Raw genomic sequence first — 22,376 nt, forward strand, 5'->3', positions numbered from 1 at the left:
GATCGTTCCACCTCACGGCGAAGTGCACGTACATGAGAAGGCGAGAATGCGACAGCCGGAGCGAGTGTCCGGCCGCCGGATAATCAGGTCTGTCGCCCGAACTTTCGACGCGGCTTGGCCGTCTTCTTGGGCACAGTTTCGGTTGCTTCACCCGCTACTGCGATCGGCGGCTGTGAACTCGGAGGCACGACCGGCCGGCCCGTCATTTCCACCAGTTCTTCGACCAGAGACTTCGCGGGCGTGGATTCTTCGACAGGCGCGGCACTCGCCTCCTCCGGCGCGACCGGTTGAATGCCGAGCTCTTCCAGGCGATCGAACACGCGACGTAACGCCGCGTCCGGATCTCGATAGAAGGCGCTGCCACGGATGCGCACGAACTCCCAACCCAATCGTTCGAGGACGGCTTGACGCGCAATGTCCTCACCCAGGCTCTCGGGTGTGCGATAACGGTCGCCGTCACATTCCACGGCCAGGCGCTTGCCGTCGCTTTCGATCACCATGTCGATGCGGAAATGACCGATGCTCACCTGCTGCTTCACTCGGAAGCCCGCGGCGGTGAGACGCTTCGCCACTTCGCGCTCGAGCGGCGACTCCGGTTCCAGCCGTTCCCGCTCGCCGCCGGGCGCGGCCAGATTCGGCTGTTGCGCGTGCTGAAGCAACTGGAAGCGCAAGTCATCGGTCTTCAAGTCGTGATCCGCATCGAACGAATACACCACCCACAGCTGGTCTCGCGCGCGGCTCGCGGCGACGTTGTAACGTTTCTTGACCAGCTCGTACGCGCCCTCTCGCACCGTGCGCAGCGCCGCTTCCTCCGGCGCGCTGTCAACGAGCGACAACAGAATAATGTCGCGCTCGTCGCCCTGGAACTCGGCCGAGATGCCGGCGAGGATGCGCCGTTTCTCCAGCTCCACGCTGTCGATCCGTTTGTGAAGCAGCGACTGGATGAGTAACGCCTGCTCCTCCTTGACCATCGAGATCACGCCGATGGTCTTGCCTTCGTAGGCGGGATGGCGCGTCATCGCCTTGATCAGCGACACGATCGCTTCGGCCTCGCGCGGGTTGACGTCGCCCTGTCGCACGCCTTCCACCGGATACGGAACGCACGCCGGCTTGATGTGCGTCGAGTTCGCCGCGCGCAGCGGCAGGATCTTGCCGTCGTAGGACAGGCGGTTGCTGAACGCGATGATCTCCGGCACCGAGCGGAAATGCTCGATCAGGCGCACCGCATCTCCAAACGCCTGTCGCCCGATGTCATATATGGAGGACATCGCGTCGAACAGATGCGCGTTCGGAAAATCGTGCAGCATCGACTTGCGCAGGTTCTCCAGCGCCGTTTGCTCCTTGCCCACGCCCAAAGGTGTCACTTGCTCGTGGTCGCCGACGATGACGACTTGCCGCGCCATGTAGAGCGGAATGAGCGCATTGAGATCCGCCTGGCTGGCCTCGTCGACGATCACCAGGTCGAAGCTCGTCGCCCGCGGATCGAATGTCTCGGCAACCATGGAGATGGGCATGATCCACACCGGCACCGCTTCGACGGAATGTTTCATGAGCTTGCGGGCTTCGGTGAGCAGCGTCTGCCGGCGCTCGGGATGTCGCGTCGACATCAACCGCTTGGCCGTATCCAGCCAGCCGACCAGAGCCTGCCGGATCGTATTGTTTCCTTGCAGGCGCGCCAGCTGCTGACCCCACGCGGTCGCGTCGATCAGCTCTTGTGTCACGGGTCGCAGGCGGTCGCGAGTGCGATCCGCTTCGTACTGCAGGGTCTGAGCATCCAGTCGATCCATCTGCACCAGCGCGTCGTGCAGCTGACGATAGATCCAGGCCAGTTCCAGATCGCCCGGCGGATGACCCTTATCATGCGGCGCCTTGCGATCCTGCAAGCGATCTCCCCAACGAGGCGCGACGTCGCGAAGCCGCGTCAGCAACTCGTCACGTTCCGCCGTCAGCGGCTTCACCGCTAGCAAACGCTGTGCGTACTCACGAGCCGCTTTATACGAAGTGGCATCGCGAGCCTCGACTGCAGAAAGCAGCCGAGAAATGCAACCCGAACCAACGGACTTGGGATCGATCTCACCGATGCGAGCCGCCAGTTGCTGGAACCACTCGTTGACCTCGCGCTGCTTGCGGCGATCCGATTCGATAGCAAGCAGCGGCGGCAACACCTCAGAGGACAGTCGCTCGACCGTCTGATACTCCGCCAGCGGGCTCGGCTCACGCGGAATCTGCGCAACCAGTTCGTCCAGTCGAAGACCTTCGCCGCGCAGCTGTTCGGCCAGCGTGCCCCACGTATGCTCGTGCCAATCGAGACAATGACGAATCTCGTCCGTGAGCGCACGACAGGCCAGCTCCGGCTCCGGACCCATGGAGCGAAACAGCGAATCGATGTGCTTGCCGATGAGCGCGTTCCAGGAATCTTCGATTTCGAGCCGTCGCACTTCCAGGTCGGCCACCATCGCCAGCACATGGAAGTGATCGATGCGCGAAGGTTCCCCTGCCGCGACCGACGCCGCTTTCACGAACTGTCGCCACTCCGAACGCGTCGCCATCGTTACGAAGCCGAGGCCTCGCCCCGCTTCGAGATGTTGCACGATCTCCTGAGCGATGCGTCTCTGGCTGTCCGCCGACATCGACTTCGACAATTGCGGCCGGTGGTGGCGCAGCAGCGCGCATTGAGCATTCGCTTCCGCCGCTTCCTCGATGCCTTGAATCAATTGTTCCCAAACTTCGCGTTGCGTGCCGCCGTTGATGCCGGCGACGATGGCGTACGGTCGCCACGCCTGCCGACGCCGCAGTTCCGAAAATTCTTCGGCCAACGTCGCGGCCAGCGCCTGGATCGCAGCGCTGCTGCCGGTTTTCATCCATCGATGCGTGCCCGCGGACAAGTCCGCCGCTGCGAGCCGCTGATATTCCGATGCCAGCGATTCGAATTCGCGCTCGGAAGGCAGCTCATCGAGATTGGGTAGCGGACGACGCGCGTCCTCCTCCTCATCCGCAGTGAATGCACCTCCCAACGCGTACAATCGACCTAGCTCGTGCGAGCTGAGCGGCAGCGACACACCCAGCTTGACCGGCCCAGGAATCCACGCGTGCTGTGTGCCGTGCGCTTTGACGAACTTCGCCGCGTCGGCCGGCGAGAACCGCCGCTCATCGACTGTGATCTCGCGATACTCGTTTTCGAGCGCCTCGCGCAAATCACGCTGCAGCACCTTCAACTCCGTGAGCAACTCTTTGCGGCGTTGTCCGAGCCGAGTGGCCCGCGACACCAGCGACGCACTGGTCTCGGTCGTCAATCGTTCCGTGATGGAGCCGATGGATGTTTCCAATTGCCGCCGCGCGTCCTGATCGCTGCCCAACACGGCGACACACAAGGGACGCAGCACCTCCGGCACCTTGTCGCGTAGCACGCGCAAAGCCTTCGCAGTCTGCGCCGTTACGAGGATCGACTTGCCCTGTGCGAGCTGGTGGCCGATCAAATTCGCGATCGTATGCGTCTTGCCGGTGCCCGGAGGACCTTGTACGAGCACCGAGCCACTGTGACTCAGGCGCTTGATGATCTGGATCTGTTCCTGGTTCGCTTCCTTACCGAGCAGCACGTCATCGTCATCGATAGGCGCGGCGAGCACGGCATGAGTTGCGGTCTCATCCGTCGAGGTCTTCTGCGGCGGACCTGAATCGACCGACGTGCCGGTGATCTGAACCATCGCCGGCGCGAACGATTTACGTTGATCGATATCGTCGATGATAGCGTCGACCGCATTCGCGATGCCGCCGACACGCTTGCGCAATATCAGCATCGGATCGCGCCACATGCGCGGCGCGTCGGAAGGTTCGTCGGTAACCCGCTCCTTGAGCAGGCGGCCACTGGTGGGCGACAGCGTCTGCACCAGCGTCTTCAGATAACTCTCTGTATCGTCGGCGCCCCACGGATGCAGGCCCGAATTCTCGAGCTCCGCCGTCCGGTTACGTAGCGACGCGGACGCACTGTTCTGCAGGTCCACGAACAGCGCGCTGTACAATTCGGTCGGCCGGTCCGTCTCATGAATGCTGAATTCCGCGGCGCTGGCGTCGAAACGCAGCTCCACGCGCTTGAGCATCACCGGATGATCGATGGGCACACTGCCTTCGATCGACGAGACCGCGCGCCAATTGAGCCGCCCGTCCGCGGCGACCAGCTCGAGCAACTCGCCGTCGCGTTCGATGGCCGAATGAATTTCGTAGAACAGCTCGAAAAAACCCAGTGCCTTACGCGCGGCGAGCTCTGTAACAGCCCACTCCTCGCGCTGAGCGACCCATGCCTCGAAATCAGCCAGGCGCTGCTCGTCGTCGTCGAAACGAATGTTCAGCGGCGGGCTGTCGGCCGCCGCGACATTGCGAGTCGCGGAGAAATACGCTGCCTTGGTTGGATCGTCCCAGTCCGGCAACAGCCAGTTGCTGACATTGAATGGCGGCGTGGGACACGGCGTCGACAGCGGCCGCGCGATACGCAGCAGACAATCGTCCTCGACCTGCGCGGCATTGTTCGAGCCAGGCCGATTGATCTGTACACACGGATGATCCGGCGCATCGGCCAATCGAATCGCCCGCGGATGCTGGCTCACATGCCGCACTGGAGGAAACCGCAACTGGTTGGCTTCCTTCAGGAACAGGTAGAGCTGCCGGAGTTTGTGCCGAATATGCTCGATCATCTGGACAGTATTCGCCGCCACGCCTGAACCAGATTTAAAGCATCTTCAGGGGCAAATATACTGTCGCAATTCGGACACTCTTATGCTGAACCTGACTTTTATATGTAACACAGCCAAGAGCCGGGACGTTCAAGCTTCTTGCGGTAGTACCAGCGGCACGGCCACACCATCATGGCCAGGAGTAGCAGCCAGATGAGGTACGTCTCCAACAATCCATAACGAGCACCCAGCACTGCCGCTGCGATACCCAGCACGTAAAAATGCACGATGTAGAAAAAGAATGGTACGCGCCCGAACACTACCAGCGGCTGCAACCAGCGCGGCACGCCGCTGCGAGTCGCAATGCGTAGCAAGGCGAGCGAGGCGAACACGCAAGCAAACGACCAGCTCAGGAACGCAAGGTCGGGCGGATACTTTGCAAACATCCAGAAATCGAGGCTCAGCACGCTAGAATATTCATAGGCATTGCCATAACCGCCCGCGAGGCGCACGACCAGGAACAATCCGAAACTGACTAACGCGAGCATCGACCAGAATCGCGGCACGCCAGCTCGCGTGATGGAATCTCGACCGATCACAAAACCAAGCACCACGATCGCAGTCCACGGAACGATCGGGTAAAGCGAACGAAACGCGCCGGTGCGTACCGGCTCGTACAGCATGGCCCGCAAAGCAGTGGGCAGAGAGGACACGTCGAGCAATGGATGTAACAGCAGCACAGCCAATGCTGCAGGCACGAGCACCTTGGCGGGGAGATCACGAATCAGCGCGAGCAAGATGATTCCGACACCGATGCAGGTCAGCACCATGAAGGAATAGAAACCCATCAGGGCTCTCGGCAGCCCCATGATCGTTGCATCGACCGCGATCAACACCAAGCCACGAATGATCAGCCGGCGAGTCACGTCAGCATGACTGACGCCGCGCTCCTGCCGCGCACTGCTGGTGAGCGCCACCATGAATCCAGCCATGAAAAAGAAACCCGGCGCCACCGGCACACCGCTGAAGCGAGTGATGAACTGAAAGAAATCTCCAACCGCCGGCGCTGCCGACGCCAACTCTTCGCCGCCTCGCCCCGCATTGAACATGAGCGAAGCATGATCGAGCGCCATGTGAGCGATGAGCAGGCCACGAAACAAGTCGACGTAGGATTGGCGCGCCGTTGCCACAGGCAACACGGCATCAGTTTGCGCGAGCGCAGCGTCGCTTAGAGGTCTGGTCATAAAGGATCCGGCGGACAGACAGTCTTCATCAGACTACTCGACCTGCAACGGACGCAACCGACTTTAGTGAGAGCCGAAGGCCGACGACGAGTATCACGCGCCAAAGTCAGGCGGCGGCCTGGCCGAAGGACGGATGCGCGATCTCCACGTCCCCTGCACTCTGTGTGCTGGGCACATTGGAGTACCCCATGAACGCTTCCATTCGACTCGGTTTGATCGTCGCTGGCAGTTCGTTTGCGCCGTTACACCTGGCGGTAGGCGATCTGCCGGCGAGAGCGCCCCAGGTCGACGAACGTTATTTGTTTTCCGAGCAGCAGCTGTGCACCCGCGTTCTCAAGAGCGAATTCTTCGCTCGCACGGAGTTGCTGTTTGGCCTGTCGCGATCCGGCGGTCCGGATATCACCGAACAGGAGTTCGAGCATTTCATCGACACCAAGGTAACGCCCCGCTTTCCCGATGGCTTGACGGTGCTCAGTGGCAACGGCCAGTTCAAGAATGCCTCGGGCACGATCGTCGAGGAGGGCTCGAAGCTGCTCATCCTGCTGTATCCATTCAACCTCCAGGCCAGCAGACTGGTCGAGGACATCCGCCGCGACTACAAGGAACTGTTCCAGCAAGAATCGGTGCTGCGCATCGACGACTTGTCTTGCGTCTCCTTCTGAGCTGAACCCGGAGGCCACGGAATGCGCACCTCACTCGCGACGTTCACAGCGGCCCGGATTGCGATGTTCGCGAGCTTTCTGGTGGGTGGCTATTTTCTTACTTTCGATGCAGGCGACTATCTTCGCAGCATCACCGCCGACGTCTATGGCCGCTACTGGCCGATGCGTCATTGGCTGTTCCTGCACATTGTCACAGGCAGTCTGGCGCTCATCGCCGGCGCCATTCAGCTCTGCCTGGCGTTCCTGCGACGAACGACAACCCTGCATCGAGTGATGGGCCGTGTCTATGTCGCAACGGTGTTCGTCTCGTGCGTCGCCTCCCTCATGGTGCTGCAGGACGGCTCCGTCATTGGCCCAGCTTGGGTCGCGCTGCTGGTGATTCTGGCATCGTGCGCTTTGCTATTTACAGCATGCGGCCTGCTCGAAGCGCGCCGCCGCCGCTGGCAGCGCCATGCGGCATGGATGATACGAAGCTACATGGCCATGATGGTGTTCGCATGGTTCCGTCTGGCCTGGGAGCTACCACTACTAACAAACACGCCGACCGGCACCCGTGCCGCGGCCATTCTCGGCCTGACGATGCTGATCACCTTGGCGGGAACGGAGGTAGCCCTCCGCAGGCTCGGTTTCATCGGGCAGGGGCGGGTTTGGCAGTAGTACCTCGCGCCGGCTTGGGGCGTGCCGGTGCAGGCTTTGGAGCGGGCGGTGGAATCTGCAGCTCGGAGAGCATGGTTTCCAGCTCGATCTTCGGTTGCCCGTTCGATTCGGCCGCAGGCATGTACGTGGTCTTCGTCTGCAGGTGCTTGTAAGTCTTGAGCGTGGTTGGCTCGACGACCAGAACATTGTGCTCGACGAGGTGCAGGTCCTGCGCAACTCGCTCACGAAATGCCCGCATCTGCTTGCGTGGCTGCTTGCCGACCAGGCGGTTCACCATCTCCAGAAGGTAGTCCGCATACTGTTCGCGATCCGGGCTGCCTTCCAGGATCAGTTCCACGCAGGATTTCTTGCTGTCCGCGGGCTCGCACGCCACGCGCCTGTTCACCTTGAACGAATAGGCGTACTTCAGGGTCCCGCCATCCAGCACCGCCTGCGGGGCATCGACGTCGAGCGCATACCAATCACCGAGGTCGAGCTCTGCGTCGATCCACCAGCCGACTGTCGTGTTCCACTCGCTGGCAATCTGCTGATTGATGACCGCATCGGACATCACCTGATCGATGAGTTTACGTGCGCGCTCGCGGTGTTCGCTCGCGTCGGCCGCGGCGAAGGCTTTGTCGATCTCAGCCAGCACAATCCCGCGGATTTCCTCCAGGCCCGTGGCGCCGACGAACTCACCGCTGGTCTTCACCGAATAGGAGATAGGTCGTCCGAGCAGCTGCGCGACGAGATCTTCCGGGGTCGGCTTGGTCGACTCGGCCGCAACCAGCTTGGCGTCACGCCCATTGACCTTCGATTCCCCGGGCTGCACCGTCACCGTCACCAGATCGTCCTTGATGGTCACGGCTCCCGTGTACTGCATCTCCAGCTTTTGCTCCTGGCGCTGGCCGTTGGCGAGGGTCAGCTGCCGAGTCTCGCTTCGATAGCGCTGCTGTTCGCCATGCACGGGCTTGAACGAGAAGCGAACTTTGTCCCGGGCGATCGATGCGAGATGCCGATCCACTGACTCGGACGGCGTTTGCGTTCCAGAGAGCTCATCCTTCATGCGCACGAGCTCGGCGTAGTCTTCCGCGTAGTTGTCGTAGAGCGCGTATTCGAGATCGATCGCGCACGCCTCCTCCAGGAACGCAATGGCCCGCGGCAGATCGCCAAGCGACTGCGCCGATCGGGATGCGTTGTAGAGGGTGACCGCCTCGTTCATCGCATCGAAGCTCTGCTTTGCTGCTTCCCGCGCGAGCGTGAATGAACGCAGCGCCGCTTCGTGCCGAGCCTTCTGTTCGGACTCGTCTTCAGCGCAATCCGCGCTGATCTGTGCGGCGAGACCGAGCTCGTTGTGAATGATTTGAGGCTTCAGGCGCACCGGCACTTCCGAGCGCTCGAGCCATCCCGAGAGGATTTGCAACTCGCGATCCATGCGCTCTCGTGTGTCGCATGTGCCGAGCGCGCGCAGCGCCTGCACTAGCTCCAGGCGCGCTTCATAGACCGACGGCCGGTCCTCTCCCTCCTTGATCAATGCCTTCAGCTTGGATTCGGCCGCCTTGACCGCCTTGGCGGGCGGGACTGTTTTGGATGAGTCTGCCAGCGCGGGGCTGACACCCAGCACGACGCCGAGCGATGCGGAGGCGAGCAAGATGCGGATGGAAGTCATACCTTTCCTTCAGGCACAAAGCTCGCGCACGCTAGCGCGACACAGGCCAATGCACTGTGCGCGCAATCACAACAATCCCTATCTATGGCTGACGATTGCTTGCCTGGCGAGGCGCGGGCCACTCCTTGGTGATACCGGGCTGCACCGGCCGCTCCATGTGAGTGGACAGCACGACGTAGCTGCGCGTCCTGATCACGCCGGGCACGTCATAGATGCGGGCGAGCAGTCCCTCGAGCGCTCTGGAATCTTCGGTGCGCACTTTGAGCAACATGCAGGTGTCGCCCGCCACCGAGTGCATCTCCTCCACTTCCGGATATTTTCCGATAGCGAGGAGCTCCGGCGTCTTACCCCAGCCGGAAGTATCGACATGAACGAACGCGAGCAGCGTTTTGCGTATGGCGATGGGGTCGATCAGCGCCGCGGTCTGCCGGATTGCGCCGGAGCGCTTCAGCCGTTTGACGCGCTCGTGAACCGCCGGGGCCGAGAGCCCCACTTGCTCGCCCAGTTCCACATAGCTGCGGGTCGCGTCCTCGACCAGCAGGGTTAACAATTTTCGGTCGAAGGCATCGAGGTCCCGCGCCCGACTCTCATTCTGCCGAATACCATCTGTTTCTACGCTCATATCGCAGATTCCGCTTGTAGCCGAATGCTATTCGGTCACTATGCGACCATGGCGAACGCAGATCAACCCTTCGATGGTGCCGCCGCAACCCCGACAGGCGTTCCGCGGATGGCCTATGTGCTCACCGGGTGTATTGCCGTCATCGGCTCCAATTCGCTCGGGCTCGGACCGATCGCACCGGAAGTCGCCCGCTCTCTCGATACCAGTGTCCCGGCTGTGATGACGGCGGCAGCGGCGTTCGGTCTGGGAACATCGGCGAGCGCTTTGTTTCTGGCCCGCCATATCGATCGCATCGGCGCGCGGCGCATGTTGCAACTTGCGCTGGCACTGCTTTCGGCGGCGCTCGTCGTCACTGCGCTGTCGCCGATCGTGACTGTCCTCGTTACCGCTCAACTCGTGGCCGGCATCGCTTCGGGCATTGCTTTGCCAGCCATCTATTCGAGTGCTGCCTCTGTGGCTCCACCAGGACGAGAGAGCCGCACGATCGGTGTCGTGCTTACGGGCTGGACGTTGAGCATGGTTGCCGGCGTTTCATTGTCCGCGGTGCTGGCGGATGTCGTGCACTGGCGCGCTGTGTTCGCCGCAATCGCCGTGCTGGCCCTGGCGGCAATCGCGATGCTCTCGTTCAGTAGCTATCGAGATGTTCGGGCGAGTCAGTCATCGCCTCTACCGCTCGAGGCGCTGAAGATCAAAGGCGCCAAACCACTGCTCATCGCGTGCGGCGCATTCATGGCGGCCTTCTACGGAATCTATGGTTATCTTGGCGATTATCTCAACAACGGCCTCGGCCAGCCGGTCAGCGCCAACGGGCTGGCGGCGCTCACGTACGGTCTGGGCTTCGGCGCGGCAGCACTGCTCGATAACATCGTCGACCGACTCGGAGCGACGCGCGTAATGCCTGCCGCATTCATCGCTGCCGGCACCGTGTATGTAGGCATGGCTTTGTTTGGCGGCAGCTTCACAGCAGTGCTGATTGCAGTGTTTCTTTGGGGCCTCGCCAATCATTTCGGCCTGAACGTTCTGATCATGCGCCTGACCGCGCTCGATCCGACGCGCCGAGGAACCATCATGGGTTTGAACAGCGCCGTCACCTATCTGGCTGGCTTTGTCGGTACGGCTGCTTTCGGTCCTCTCTACACGGGCTTGGGTTTCTCTATCTCCGCCTTCGCCGCGGCAGTGCTGATGCTGATCGCTGCCCTCGCGGCCGCGTGGCGAACGGCCGAAGACACGACGCTCGATATCGGCGCCGAGCGATCGTAAGAGCAACACCGTCGGACTGTCCGACCATTCGTGCCCGCGCGTTCCGCCAGTCGAAACGGCGCGTCGCCGCTGCTTGCAATGCATTGACATGTCGGGTATGAACCCATCGCAACAGCAATCGACAAATAACAGCATCTATTTCTTCGATGCTCATAAGCCAAGCCCGGCGAAGCGCGATCAGGTCTTGCATCGGCACTTTGTTGCTGATGTACGGGGCAAGTTCTTTCGCCGCCGATGGTGATAAATTGTTTGCACCGTGTGTCGCGTGCCACGGCGACAAAGGTCAAGGGAACGCGGCGCTCAACGCACCCGCTATCGCCGGCCAGGACGCGGCCTACATTGAGCGCCAGTTGCTGAACTTCCGGAATCGCCGGCGCGGCGTACAAGAATCCGATGTGTTCGGAGCTCAGATGCAGGCAGCTGCGACAGCGCTCGCCGACGACGCGGCCATTGCGAAGGTCGCAGGCTTCGTCGCGAACCTTCCCAAGACTGTCAATGCAGCGCCTGCGCCCGGCAACTTGCACAATGGGAACAATCTTTACCAGGGCAAGTGCGGCGCTTGCCATGGTGGCGCCGCCGAAGGGAATCCGGCGCTGAAGGCGCCGAGGCTCGCGGGCCTGGATGCGTCTTATATCAAACGTCAGTTTGCGTACTTCCGCGACGGCGTGCGGGGCACGGATCCGAAAGATACTCCCGGCCGGCAGATGGCCATGATGGCCAAGACGCTTGCGACGGAGCGCGATCTCGACGACATCATCGCGTTCATCCACCGGCAGGGCCGCCCGAAATGATTCGCGCGCTCGTGTTGCTCATCGCGGCCGCAGGGACCGCTGGCGCAACCGGGCCGGCCTCGACCGATTTCACGCTCAACACTTCCTGCCCGCCAGGCTTCGAGAAAACAAACGCCGGCGTGTGCGAGTTGCGCACGCTCTATCAGTTCTACGATTCGCTCGAAAATCGCGGCGTCGGCGGCACACGCACGGCCCTGCCGCCGCATCGAGACGGATTCACGCCGTATCAGATCGATCTCGGTCGTTATCTCTTCTTCGATCCGGTGCTGTCAGGCGATGGCACATTAGCCTGCGCGAGCTGCCACGATCCCGCCCGCGGCTTGTCGGACGGACGCCCGCGATCCATCGGCATTCACGGTGAGGACGCAGGCCGCGCAGCGCCGACACTATGGAACGTCGCGTTCCTGAAACGTTTCTTCTGGGATGCCCGCGCGAACTCACTCGAAGCGCAGGCGGCCGGCCCGCTCTACTCGCCCATCGAGATGGGCAACACGCCGGCACGACTGCTCGCAAGCTTGAACGGCAACGCGGCCTATCGTCGCCTGTTCCAGCAAGCCTTCCCCAGCCATCGCGGCCCGATCGAAGAACAGCAGGTTTTCACAGCGCTCGCCGCTTTCCAAACTTCGCTCGTGTCCCTCAACAGTCGCTACGACCGTTATGTTCACGGCTACGACGCCGCACTCTCGGATCGAGAGATCGAGGGTCTAAACGTATTCCGCTCGTTTGTCGCGCGATGTTCCGAATGCCATACGCCGCCCTTGTTCACCAACGAGCAGATCGCGGTCATCGGCATGCCGGAACCCGAGGGCCGGCCGTTCGATGTTGGCGCCGAGGCCATCCTGCACAGCCCGAAGCTCAAAGGCGCGTTCAAGGTCCCCACGCTTCGTAACATCACACGCACCGCGCCTTACTCGCATTCCGGTGCATTCACCGACCTGCGCGGCGTGGTGGAGTTTTATAACAAGGGTCGAGGCAACGCGGTGCCCAAGGACATGCACCTCTACCTGCACTGGCACATCTCGGATCCAAAGCTCACGGATACCGAGGTCGATCGGATCGTGGATTTTCTGGACGCCTTGACGGACGAGGTCTTCCTGCCGCAGAGGCCGGCACGGCTCCCCTCCGGGCTTATTTTCTCGTCGAAAGCGGCCGAGGCCCTTTCGACCGCAATCAATCGAGGAGAATAAAGGATGAAAAAGGGGCTCATCGTAGGATCGCTGGTGGCCGCGCTGGCGTTCGGGGCTGGCGCGTACGTCGGCCGCAGCGGCAAACGAGACCTGACGATCAGTTCGTCCACGGCGGGAGCCAGCTACACCGGCGGGTTCAAGACCGGAGGTGATGCGAAGGGCGCGATCACCTCGGTCGCGGGTCCCGCGCCGACCAATGTCGTTATCGTCAAGGACGGCGAATCGATCCAGGCCGCGATCAAGGCGGCGCCGAAAGGAACCATCGTCCGCGTGATGCCTGGTACGTATCACGAGACCGTGTACGTCGACAAAGACGACATTCGCATCATCGGCGTGATCGAAGCCGGGCGCCGCGCCGTGCTCGACGGCGAGAAGAAACTCAACGACGCCATCCTCTACTCGGGCAACAACTTCGTCGCCGAGAACCTGGAGATCCGCAACTACAAGGGCAACGGGATCATGGGCCAGGCCGGCAACAACTTCGAGATCCGCAACAACGTGATCGTGGACTCGGGCGTCTACGGCATCTTTCCGCAGCTCGGCCAGAACGGCATCGTCGAGCACAACGTCGTTTCCAAGATCGCCGACGCCGCGATCTACATCGGCATGAGCGACAACATCCTGGTTTCGCACAACGACGTGTTCGACAGCGTCGCCGGTATCGAAATCGAAAACAGTCGCCACGCCATCGTCGAGCACAACTACGTGCACAACAACTCCGGCGGTCTGCTCGCGTTCGTCACGCCGGGCCTGCCGATCAAGGACACGGTCGATGTGATCTTCCGTAACAACTTCGTCGTTGGCAACAACCATCCCAACTTCGGTGCGCCCGGCTCGACCGTGGCGGGCATTCCGGCCGGCACCGGCATCCTGGTGATGGCGGCCGACGATGTGGTCATCGAAGGCAACATCATCTCCGACAACAAGGTGGCCGGCGTCATCATCACCGATCATGCGCATGCCCAGAACATCACCGCCGATCCGGAGTCGGAGCCGAACTCGGACCGCGTGAAGATCCTCGACAACGTGATGCTGAGCAACGGCTACGACACGATCACGGAGGCCAAGGCTCTGATGCTCGCCGAAGGTCTGGTGGGCGCCAAGAACCTGGACATCGTGCGCGTCGGTCCGAGCCCGGACAGCTGCATCGTCAATCGCCACCAGTATGTGACCGTCGGCGTGAGTGATTTCACCGAATGTGACTTCACCAACACCTCGGCCACCGTGAACTACCTGCTACCGCCCGTGCCCCCGCGCGAGATCAAACCCGGCGAACGCGGCAAGGTGGTGTACCTCGGCATCTGCACCGGCTGCCACACATATAACGGCCGCATGATCGGCCCGCCGGTGCAGGTGATCCAGGCGCTGTACATGGACAACCCGCAGGGTCTCGCCGACTACATCGCCAAGCCCACCAGGAAACGTGAGGACTATCCTGAAATGCCGCCGCAGGACTATCTCGATCCCGAGACACGTCTCGCCGTCGCGCAATACATGCTGCAAGTGACTAACTGATCTCACTGATCTCACTGACCGGAGAAGAAGATGAGCAATCGCAGGAACAGGCTGGGGTATGCAGTAGCCGCGGTGTTGACGGGGACGGGATTCGCGGCCGGAGCGCCGGGAGTCGCTCTGGCGCAGGAAGCCACCGGTGTCGAGGAAATCGTGGTGACTGCGCAGCGCCGCTCACAGTCGCTGCAGGATGTGCCGATCGCAATTCAGGTCGTGGACAGCACGTTGATCAAGGACGTGGCCGCGGAAAATCTTGGCGATCTGAATGGCTTCGTGCCGGGGTTGGTTATTTCGGACGGCAGTCCGACACAGCCGCGCTATCAGATCCGCGGCATCCAGACGGACGATTTCGGCGTCGGCACCGAACCCGCGGTGGGCGTGTATGTCGACGGCATCTATGCGGCGCGCTCCGGCGCATCGCTGCTCGCGTTCAACGACGTCGAGCGCATCGAAGTGCTGAAGGGACCGCAGGGCACGCTCTTCGGACGCAACAGCGCCGCCGGCGCGATCTCGATCGTCACTCGCCAGCCGGAAGACGAGTTCCATTCGCTGCTACGAGTCCGCGTTGCCGAGTACGGCAAGCGGTACTACGAAGGCATGCTGAACACGCCGCTTGGCGATAGCGTCGCGCTACGCGTGAACGGCGTTTATAACAAGAGCGACGGTTGGCTCGAGGATACGGCCACGGGCCAGGACCTCATGCCCGAGGAGAACTGGGCCGGCCGAGTGGCGCTGCGCTGGGAACTGTCGGAAAAGACCAGCGCGACCCTCTCTTGGGACCATGACGATCTGGATCAACTCGCGCGGCCCGCCATCGGCCTCATCCCCGTGGCGGCCGGTCAGACGCAGGTTCCCTTCCCGGCCGATCCCGCCACGTACATCGATCCTCGCAAGGCGCCGGTCTACAACGACGTGGTCGGCAACGAAGAATCCCGTCAGCTCGACCAGGTGAACCTGTTCATCGACCACTCGTTCGGCGCGGCGGACTTCCGCTCCAGCACCTCGTGGCGCCAGTTCGACACTGTGAACCGCGAGGACGAGGATGGCACGAACCTGATCGGAGTGTACTTCGACACAGCAAACATCGAGGACAACGAGAGCTTCTATCAGGAGCTCAAGTTCTCCGGCAAAACCGCGGCAATCGACTGGGTCGGCGGCGTGAGTTACTACAAGGAGAAGGCCGATCAGATCAGCGACACGCACACCTTCACCGACGGCATCGACACGCTCGGAGTCAATCTCGGCTTGTTCGAACAAGTGGGCATTCCATTCCCGCTGTTCGCCGGCACGAGCAGCTTCATCGAACCGTTCGGTCTCACCATGCTCGGTCTGCCATGGCGAGAAGCCATGTACAACCGCGGCGACTTCGAAGCGTTCGCGGCGTTCGGCGACGTGATCTGGCACGTGACCGACCGGACCAACCTGACCTTCGGTCTGCGCTACACACACGACACGAAAGAGTTCACGTGGATCAACGGCCCGCACGAGACGCCGGAGCTCGACGCAGTGGTCGCGGGCCTCGAACAGGCGGGCTTTTTCTCGGTGTTCCCGATTCCGCCCGAGGCTTATCGCTTCTCGGATATCATCTTTGCGGTCGACACCCCGCCGGGCGGCGTGACGAACAAGGATTCGTGGGACGACGTGAGCCCGCGCCTGGTGCTCGACTACAAGGTCACCTCGGACGTCATGGTGTTCGGCTCGCTCGCCAAGGGCTACAAGGCGGGCGGCTACAACAGCACCGAGGTCGGATCGGAGTTCGAGAACGAGGACGTGTGGAACTTCGAGACCGGCATCAAGAGCGTGTTCCCCGATGCCGGCGTGACTCTGAACGCGTCAGCGTTCTACTACATCTATGAGAACAAGCAGGCGATCACGCTCGCCACCGACGTCGCCGGCTCCGACATCCCGCAGTACGTGATCGACACCAGCGACGAGGAGGCATGGGGCATCGACGTCGATGCACAGTGGCGGCCCGTGGACCAGCTCAGGATCTACGCCAACGCGGCCTTCATCGACGCAACATTCAAAGAGAAGGTCACGCGCAGCGAAGATCCGCTCGATCTTACGGGCGAGCCGACGGGTGAGCCGTACTTCAGCGCCGCGCTCGGTGCGAGCTACGGTTGGGCGCTGGGCGCGACGGGCGATGTGGAGTTGTCCGGCCGATACGCCTATCGCGGCAAGTCGCGTTGCAACGCAGACTCCGTACGACAGGGCACCTGTGCACTTCAGGCGGCCTTCGAAGTCGAGGAGGCCACCGAGCGTCTGGACCTGCGACTCGCCTGGACCAGCGCGAACGATATGTTCGGCCTCGCGGCCTACGTGACAAACGTACTGGACGACCAGTACGTGACGGGCATAAACAACATCACCACCGGCACGTTCGGCACGCCGTTCGCGTCGATCTCCGAGCCCCGCCAATGGGGGGTGGAAGCGACTGTCTCGTTTTGAAATCTGGAGTCGCTTATGAGCGCCATGCCCGACCGTGAGCGCGCCGATGCGTCGATCGGCAAGCTGTTCGAGTCTCACGCAGCGACGGCCTTGAGGTTGCGACGGTCAGGCGCCACCGAGCGGCGCCTCAAACTGACCAAGCTGCTCAACGCCGTTCTGGATCGCAAGGATGCGATCCTGGATGCGGTTCAGCGCGACTTGAGCAAACATCCGACCGAAACGAACCTCACCGAGGTGTTTCCCCTGGTGGGCGAGGTGAAGCACGCCATCGCGAATGTGAAGCGCTGGATGAAGCCGCAGCGGATCGGCCCGACGATGGCAACGCTCGGCACCACCTCCCGCGTGATGTACCAACCGAGGGGTCGGTGCCTTCTGATCAGCCCGTGGAACTATCCGTTGAGCCTAGCCCTGGGGCCACTGGTCTCTGCCGTCGCTGCTGGCAATACGGCGATTCTCAAGCCGTCGGAATTCACGCCTCACACCAATGGCGTCATCAAAGACATCGTCAGCGCCGTGTTCGCGACCGACGAAGTCGCTGTCGTGGAAGGTGACGCGCAGACTGCCACCGCCCTGCTCTCGCTCCCCTTCGACCACATCTTTTTCACTGGCTCACCCGACGTCGGCAAGATCGTCATGGCCGCGGCAGCTCGTCATCTCGCCTCCGTGACGCTGGAGCTGGGAGGCAAATCACCTGTCATCGTGGACGCCACCGCCGATCTGCGCGGGGCCGCGGAACACATTATCTGGGGAAAGATGGTGAACGCGGGCCAGACCTGCATCGCCCCGGACTATGTGTACGTGCATCGTGACGTCGCCGACCGCTTCGTCGAACTCTGTCGCAGCACTGTCGCGCAACGCTACGGCGATAGCGACGCCGCGATCAAAAGCAGCCCCGACTTTCCTCGAATGATTCACCGTCGGCACGCGGAACGCGTCGCTCGACTCATGGATGAGGCGGTGCAGTCTGGCAGTCGGATCGCCTTCGGCGGCGCATCCGATGCGGAGTCGCGCTATGTCGCTCCGACACTTCTGCGAGATGTGCCTCCGAGCGCACAGGTTCGCAGGGAGGAAATCTTCGGTCCGGTGTTACCCGTCCTGACGTTCGATGCTCTCGACACCGTCATCGCGGAAATCAATGCGGCCCCGAAGCCGTTGGCGCTTTACGTGTGGACCAAGAGCGAGCGCACCGTCGAAGCCCTCCAGACAAACACAAGCTCCGGTAGTCTGTGCGTGAATCTGTGCATACAGCAGTTCACGCAACACAATCTGCCCTTTGGCGGCGTCAACAACTCGGGCATCGGCAGTTCACACGGCTTCTTCGGCTTCAAAGCCTTCTCTCACGAGCGGGCAGTGATGTCCGCCGGCCCGCTATCGGCCCTGGAAATGCTCTTTCCTCCCTATGACGCGCGCAAGCGTCGCCTGAGCGAGATGCTCCTCAAGTACATGACATAAGCATTGCTCGAACGATCCATGGAATAAAAGCGCCTCCCAAATCGTATTCCTCTCCGAAGCCCCTTTCACTCGGAGAGAACGATGATGAATCTCGAACGCTGCGGCTGGCCCGCGCTGGCCTGCCTGTTGCTCTCGGCTCATGCCAATGGGGCGGACGGGGCCGACGGCATCCCCAGGCATTCGGCGACGCTGAGCATGCAGGGCGATGAAAACGACAACCAGCAATGGTGGGGCAAGCTCGCTCTGCCGTTGGGCGATCATGCGTGGGTGCAAGGAAGCCTCGGTCGCAGCGAGCTTGCGACCTCCCCGGCGAGCAATACCAAGATGATCGGCGCCGCCGTAGGGATCGCCGGTCAGAGGCTCGACGCTACCGTCGACTTCGTACGGCGCACGGGCGATAACGCATTCGAACAGCAGGACTGGGCGGCCGCGCTCAACTGGCATGGCACGCGCGGCGGAGTGGGTGCGGACGTATTTCTGCGTTCGGCCAGCGGCGAATCGCAGAGGACGGGCGCCGGTGGCGCGCTAGCACCGTCCGTGACCACCACAGTCAGAGACTCGGTGGACGCAAAGGGCTTCGGCCTGCACGGCGATTTCGACTTGACGCCGCGAACCAACGTCTTTGCCGGCGCGATGCGCTATCGATATGACTTCAGCGCCAACTCCACAACGACCGGGACCGATACACCGCTATCCTCTCTGCTGGGAACGACAGGCTCGCTTTCCGGCGCGTGGCGCGACCAGGCGTTCATCGATCGCTCGTATCGTGTCGGAGCCAGGTACCGCTTCGAACGGGCCGCGGTGAATGCTCAGTACTTTCACGATCGCTCGGCCAACACCGGCGAGGGCTTCAATACCACCCAATTGCAGGCAGAGCTTCTTCTCGGTGGCCGCTGGCTGGTCAGCCCGACCCTCGGTTACTCCTCCGGCGGCGACACCAGCCCGACCGGTTACGGCGGCCTGAGTCTCGGCTTCATCTGGTGAGCCGCCGGGTCGAGGGTTGAGCGGCCCAGCCGCTCAACCGATCTCACTTGGTAAACGTCACCCATGCGGTCTCGGTCGCGCCTCCGGCCGCGAGGCCGATGGTGAAGCGATATCTGACGACTGCTCCGCCGGCCACGTTCAGCAGCGTGTATGTATTCGTTCCGCCCGACTGCGTCATGCGGATGTTCTGCTGTGCGCCGCCGTTGATGGTGTAGTGAACGTCGGCCCAGGGCGCGTTGTTGACGTAGAACTGTACGTTGCTGCCCGAGATGTTGTAGCCGTGAGCGCCGCCCGTGTTGCCACCGCCCATCGTGAATGTGATCCACGCCGTCTCGGTTGCGCCGCCGGCGGCGAGGCCGATGGTGAAGCGGTAACTCACCGTCGCACCGGTCGCGACATTCGATAGCTGATAGCTGTTATTCCCGCCGGAGTGCGTCATGCGCAGGTTCTGCTGCGCGCCTCCATTGATCGTGTAGTGAACATCGGCCCAGGGTGCATTGTTGACGTAGAACTGCACATTGGCCCCGACCACTGTGTGTCCGTAGCCGTTACTGCTTCCGCTATTTGTCGTCACAGTGACGCTGTTGCTCGCGGCAGACTCGTTGCCAGCTGCATCGAACGCTCGAACCGTGTAGCTGTAGCTGGTGCCGGCGCTCAAACCGGTATCGGTGAAACTCGTGCTGGATGACGTTGCGACACTGGCGCCGCCGCGATAGATCCGGTAACCCGTCACACCCACATTGTCGGTCGAGCCGTTCCAAGACAGGGTGATGCTGCTGGAAGTCTTGCTCGGCGAGGCGAGCCCAGAAGGTGCTGTCGGCGCCTGCGTATCGCCGCCTCCCGTACCATTGCCGCTGCTGAACGCGTTCGCTGGAACATTGACCGCCGCGCCGTCCGAGAAAGACACCGTAATCGGCGCGCTGGTCATGTTGTAAGCAACGTAGGTACGCGTCCCGTTCTTGTTGAACACTGCGTACAGCGGATGATTCGAAGTAACGGCGCGGTCGGTGGTTCCAAGCGCGTTGATGTTGTGAATCCAGTGATATGTGTTCGCGCGCGAGTTGCCGCGCTCGATGAGCACCGAACCGATCCCCGCATTCATCTGATTGATCGCGTCGGAAGGATTGTGGATGGCGCGATACATCCAGATGATGTCGCCCCACTCGTTCCAGCTGGCGCCGCCGTTCTCAGCCACCAGCGCCTCGTAATTCTGGCGCGTGTAATCCGGGAACTGAGTGAGATACAACGACCCTCCCTGGATCGGCAGCCAGTTGATGCCGTGAACCTCTTCGGGATTCCCGGTCCACCACACGCCGTCACCGACCGTCTTGCCACCCCAGATCATGCTCGCCGTGGAGCGCGTGAAGTTCGGATGATGGTTCTGGCCGGTGACGTCGAACCAGTACTCGTTGATGGCGTTCATCTCCGTCGTGTAGAGATAGACGCCCAGATCGCGCAACGCCGTGTCCCCGACCGCCTCGGCGAACAGGATGACGCCCGACCAGGCATTCATGGCCTCGGACGAGGATTCGTTGTTGTTGCCGTCACCGAACTTCGCGTGGCCCGAAGCCCAGGTATGTCCGGCATAGATATCGAAGTTGCGCAGAAACGGGAACAGCGCGTCGCTACGATTCGAGCTTGCGATATCGCGGATCAGCAGCCTGATCATCGCGCCCCACTCGGCATTACTCGCCCAGGTCTTGTCGACCCGGGCAATCTCGGCGGCTGCCTTGATGAAATAGCCGTAGTGGAAATGGTGGTCGTTCAGCTCGAGCACACTGCCGTAACTATCCGGGTAACCGAACAGCGTTCCCCAGTTGTTGTTGTAATAAAACACTTGCGTGGCTTTGAGCGCGCCCTGAGCGTCGCTCGCCTTCAGCCAGCTTTGTAGCGCGGCGCGGATTTCGTTACGGAACTTGGCGGCAGCCGTCGCATCGCCCACCTGATCGGCGATCGGCGCGAGGGTCGCGAGCTTGCCGAGGCGCTTGCCGAACCAATACGTATCCGGAGAGCCGTCGAACACCTCCGCCTCTGCTTCATTGACGTAGTTGGCCAGCGTCGTGCGGTTGTAAGTGCCGAGGTCCGGCAACGAGGGCAACACGCCTGGAAACTTCATGCGTGTAGTGAAGGATGTTCCTTCCGCCAGCTTCATGACGCCGCGCACGGACGCGTATGTCTGCGCGAGCAATGCGTTGGCACTGTTTTTCCATTGATGTGGATACAGCGCGAACAGCGTACCCGTCTGCGTCCCCTGCTTCGCGACCGTGGTGTAATTATAGGTCGTGAGGACTTCGGCGCTGGGCTTGTCGTAAGACCAATTCGCCTGCGTGCCGGTGACGAAGGAATAAGCGTACTGCTGGAATTTCGTAAGCGTCGCGGCCGAGTTATCGGGCAGCACGGCGACCGAAAAATAGTTACGGCCGCCGAGACTGTTGACCAGCGCCGTGGTGCCGATGCCCGACCAGGTCGAACCGGTGGGGCCAAACAACGCATAGTGTCGGCCGTTGATCGTCACGCCCAGCACCGGCGTGCTGGCGTTACCCGACCAGATGACAGGGACCGCCGGGAACGTGATCCTCGGCAGGCCGCCCGCATATTCGGCATAGACATACGGGGAACCGTGCCCGTATGTGACTTTCAGCGAGCTCGCGCCGTTGCTCGAAACATTGGTGACGAACCAGTCGCTGAAACCGTCGACGCGCGTGTCGACGAAACTCGACGTGGCGCTGTGGCCGATGGTCAGATCGTCATTGCCGTTCGGATCCGTCGTCGCGGGCATCCAGCCGCATACGCAGGCGGAGTTGCCGGTGATGGTCGGCCCTGGATAAAACAATCGCAGTCCATTCGCCTGGTTTTGGACCGCAAGCGGATGCGGATATTGCCGCTCCGAGTATTGCAGCCACGCGGTCGAGCTCCACCAATCGTTGGTCTGTATCTTGCCGACGTTGGCGGTCTTGTAGATCGTGGTCTGAACGTCGGCCGCGCCCGGCGGAAGCACCGTGGAGTAACTGCCGCGGCCAGCGGCCACTTCCCCGTTGAAAGCCGCCGCATCCATGGCGGCGATCGCCGCAATGCCCGACACCAATGCAAGCAGGACCCTGCGAATGCGCGCGGCGCACATACCCCCTCCTACGCCGGAAGCGCTCTGTCTTCCGATCCATGAGTTACAGTTTTTTCGGCCGTGAAAGCGCTTACATTTCTACTTCTTCGGCCGGTGACGTGTCAAGCAGCACAAACTGAAC

General features: G+C 61.8%; 14 protein-coding genes. 9 read left to right on the forward strand and 5 right to left on the reverse strand.

Annotated elements, in window-relative coordinates:
* Positions 1–83: 83 nt before the first annotated feature.
* Positions 84–4,688 carry an AAA domain-containing protein gene (locus VGD45_RS30200; protein WP_331159123.1) on the reverse strand — a complete coding sequence of 1,535 codons (4,605 nt, stop codon included), beginning with the start codon at positions 4,686–4,688 and terminating at the stop codon, positions 84–86.
* A gap of 98 nt (positions 4,689–4,786) precedes the next feature.
* Complete coding sequence (locus VGD45_RS30205; protein ID WP_331159124.1) at positions 4,787–5,911, reverse strand: heparan-alpha-glucosaminide N-acetyltransferase domain-containing protein; 1,125 nt, start codon at positions 5,909–5,911, stop codon at positions 4,787–4,789.
* A gap of 188 nt (positions 5,912–6,099) precedes the next feature.
* Between VGD45_RS30205 and VGD45_RS30210 the strand changes: the two genes are divergently transcribed.
* Both VGD45_RS30210 and VGD45_RS30215 read left to right on the forward strand, forming a co-directional pair.
* The gene (locus VGD45_RS30210) at positions 6,100–6,573 is read left to right on the forward strand and encodes a DUF3574 domain-containing protein (RefSeq protein WP_331159125.1); all 474 of its coding nucleotides are present in this window, start codon (positions 6,100–6,102) and stop codon (positions 6,571–6,573) included.
* Positions 6,574–6,594: 21 nt separating this feature from the next.
* Positions 6,595–7,230, forward strand: coding sequence for a DUF2306 domain-containing protein (locus tag VGD45_RS30215; RefSeq protein ID WP_331159126.1), 636 nt, complete (start codon positions 6,595–6,597; stop codon positions 7,228–7,230).
* Here the strand turns inward: VGD45_RS30215 and VGD45_RS30220 are convergent.
* Positions 7,202–8,878 (reverse strand): tetratricopeptide repeat protein, encoded by a 1,677-nt coding sequence (locus tag VGD45_RS30220; protein ID WP_331159127.1) that lies wholly within the window; start codon positions 8,876–8,878, stop codon positions 7,202–7,204. The two genes, VGD45_RS30215 and VGD45_RS30220, sit on opposite strands and share 29 nt — an antisense overlap.
* 82 nt (positions 8,879–8,960) lie before the next feature.
* A complete protein-coding gene (locus VGD45_RS30225) occupies positions 8,961–9,500 on the reverse strand; it encodes an Lrp/AsnC family transcriptional regulator (RefSeq protein ID WP_331159128.1) in 540 nt (179 codons plus the stop codon).
* A gap of 48 nt (positions 9,501–9,548) precedes the next feature.
* On the opposite strand from VGD45_RS30225, the gene VGD45_RS30230 reads away from it, so the two are divergent.
* From VGD45_RS30230 to VGD45_RS30260, 7 genes are all read left to right on the forward strand, one after another.
* Positions 9,549–10,760, forward strand: coding sequence for an MFS transporter (locus VGD45_RS30230; protein ID WP_349263394.1), 1,212 nt, complete (start codon positions 9,549–9,551; stop codon positions 10,758–10,760).
* A 206-nt stretch (positions 10,761–10,966) separates the two neighbouring features.
* Positions 10,967–11,551: a c-type cytochrome gene (locus tag VGD45_RS30235; protein WP_331159130.1), complete on the forward strand. Its 585-nt coding sequence runs from the start codon at positions 10,967–10,969 to the stop codon at positions 11,549–11,551.
* A complete protein-coding gene (locus VGD45_RS30240; RefSeq protein ID WP_331159131.1) occupies positions 11,548–12,738 on the forward strand; it encodes a cytochrome-c peroxidase in 1,191 nt (396 codons plus the stop codon). Before VGD45_RS30235 ends, VGD45_RS30240 begins: the two co-directional genes overlap by 4 nt.
* Before the next feature lie 3 nt (positions 12,739–12,741).
* On the forward strand, positions 12,742–14,253 hold the full coding sequence (locus VGD45_RS30245; RefSeq protein ID WP_331159132.1) for a parallel beta-helix domain-containing protein: 1,512 nt from the start codon (positions 12,742–12,744) through the stop codon (positions 14,251–14,253).
* Between the two features lie 30 nt (positions 14,254–14,283).
* Positions 14,284–16,698, forward strand: a complete 2,415-nt coding sequence (locus VGD45_RS30250; RefSeq protein WP_331159133.1) for a TonB-dependent receptor — start codon at positions 14,284–14,286, stop codon at positions 16,696–16,698.
* Positions 16,699–16,713: 15 nt separating this feature from the next.
* Positions 16,714–18,150, forward strand: coding sequence for an aldehyde dehydrogenase family protein (locus VGD45_RS30255; protein WP_331159134.1), 1,437 nt, complete (start codon positions 16,714–16,716; stop codon positions 18,148–18,150).
* 81 nt (positions 18,151–18,231) lie between these two features.
* Complete coding sequence (locus VGD45_RS30260; protein ID WP_331159135.1) at positions 18,232–19,134, forward strand: hypothetical protein; 903 nt, start codon at positions 18,232–18,234, stop codon at positions 19,132–19,134.
* Positions 19,135–19,177: 43 nt separating this feature from the next.
* Here the strand turns inward: VGD45_RS30260 and VGD45_RS30265 are convergent, their stop codons facing one another.
* A complete protein-coding gene (locus tag VGD45_RS30265; RefSeq protein WP_331159136.1) occupies positions 19,178–22,255 on the reverse strand; it encodes a glycosyl hydrolase in 3,078 nt (1,025 codons plus the stop codon).
* Between the last annotated feature and the right edge of the window lie 121 nt (positions 22,256–22,376).

Origin of the sequence: Steroidobacter sp. (assembly GCF_036402275.1) — a bacterium.
GTDB lineage: Bacteria > Pseudomonadota > Gammaproteobacteria > Steroidobacterales > Steroidobacteraceae > Steroidobacter.

What these genes read in the sequence shown, in the direction of transcription:
- VGD45_RS30200 (WP_331159123.1), bottom strand. Translation starts at nt 4,688, where the DNA reads ATGATCGAGCATATTCGGCACAAACTCCGGCAGCTCTACCTGTTCCTG.
- VGD45_RS30205 (WP_331159124.1), bottom strand. Translation starts at nt 5,911, where the DNA reads ATGACCAGACCTCTAAGCGACGCTGCGCTCGCGCAAACTGATGCCGTG.
- VGD45_RS30210 (WP_331159125.1), top strand. Translation starts at nt 6,100, where the DNA reads ATGAACGCTTCCATTCGACTCGGTTTGATCGTCGCTGGCAGTTCGTTT.
- VGD45_RS30215 (WP_331159126.1), top strand. Translation starts at nt 6,595, where the DNA reads ATGCGCACCTCACTCGCGACGTTCACAGCGGCCCGGATTGCGATGTTC.
- VGD45_RS30220 (WP_331159127.1), bottom strand. Translation starts at nt 8,878, where the DNA reads ATGACTTCCATCCGCATCTTGCTCGCCTCCGCATCGCTCGGCGTCGTG.
- VGD45_RS30225 (WP_331159128.1), bottom strand. Translation starts at nt 9,500, where the DNA reads ATGAGCGTAGAAACAGATGGTATTCGGCAGAATGAGAGTCGGGCGCGG.
- VGD45_RS30230 (WP_349263394.1), top strand. Translation starts at nt 9,549, where the DNA reads ATGGCGAACGCAGATCAACCCTTCGATGGTGCCGCCGCAACCCCGACA.
- VGD45_RS30235 (WP_331159130.1), top strand. Translation starts at nt 10,967, where the DNA reads ATGTACGGGGCAAGTTCTTTCGCCGCCGATGGTGATAAATTGTTTGCA.
- VGD45_RS30240 (WP_331159131.1), top strand. Translation starts at nt 11,548, where the DNA reads ATGATTCGCGCGCTCGTGTTGCTCATCGCGGCCGCAGGGACCGCTGGC.
- VGD45_RS30245 (WP_331159132.1), top strand. Translation starts at nt 12,742, where the DNA reads ATGAAAAAGGGGCTCATCGTAGGATCGCTGGTGGCCGCGCTGGCGTTC.
- VGD45_RS30250 (WP_331159133.1), top strand. Translation starts at nt 14,284, where the DNA reads ATGAGCAATCGCAGGAACAGGCTGGGGTATGCAGTAGCCGCGGTGTTG.
- VGD45_RS30255 (WP_331159134.1), top strand. Translation starts at nt 16,714, where the DNA reads ATGAGCGCCATGCCCGACCGTGAGCGCGCCGATGCGTCGATCGGCAAG.
- VGD45_RS30260 (WP_331159135.1), top strand. Translation starts at nt 18,232, where the DNA reads ATGATGAATCTCGAACGCTGCGGCTGGCCCGCGCTGGCCTGCCTGTTG.
- VGD45_RS30265 (WP_331159136.1), bottom strand. Translation starts at nt 22,255, where the DNA reads ATGTGCGCCGCGCGCATTCGCAGGGTCCTGCTTGCATTGGTGTCGGGC.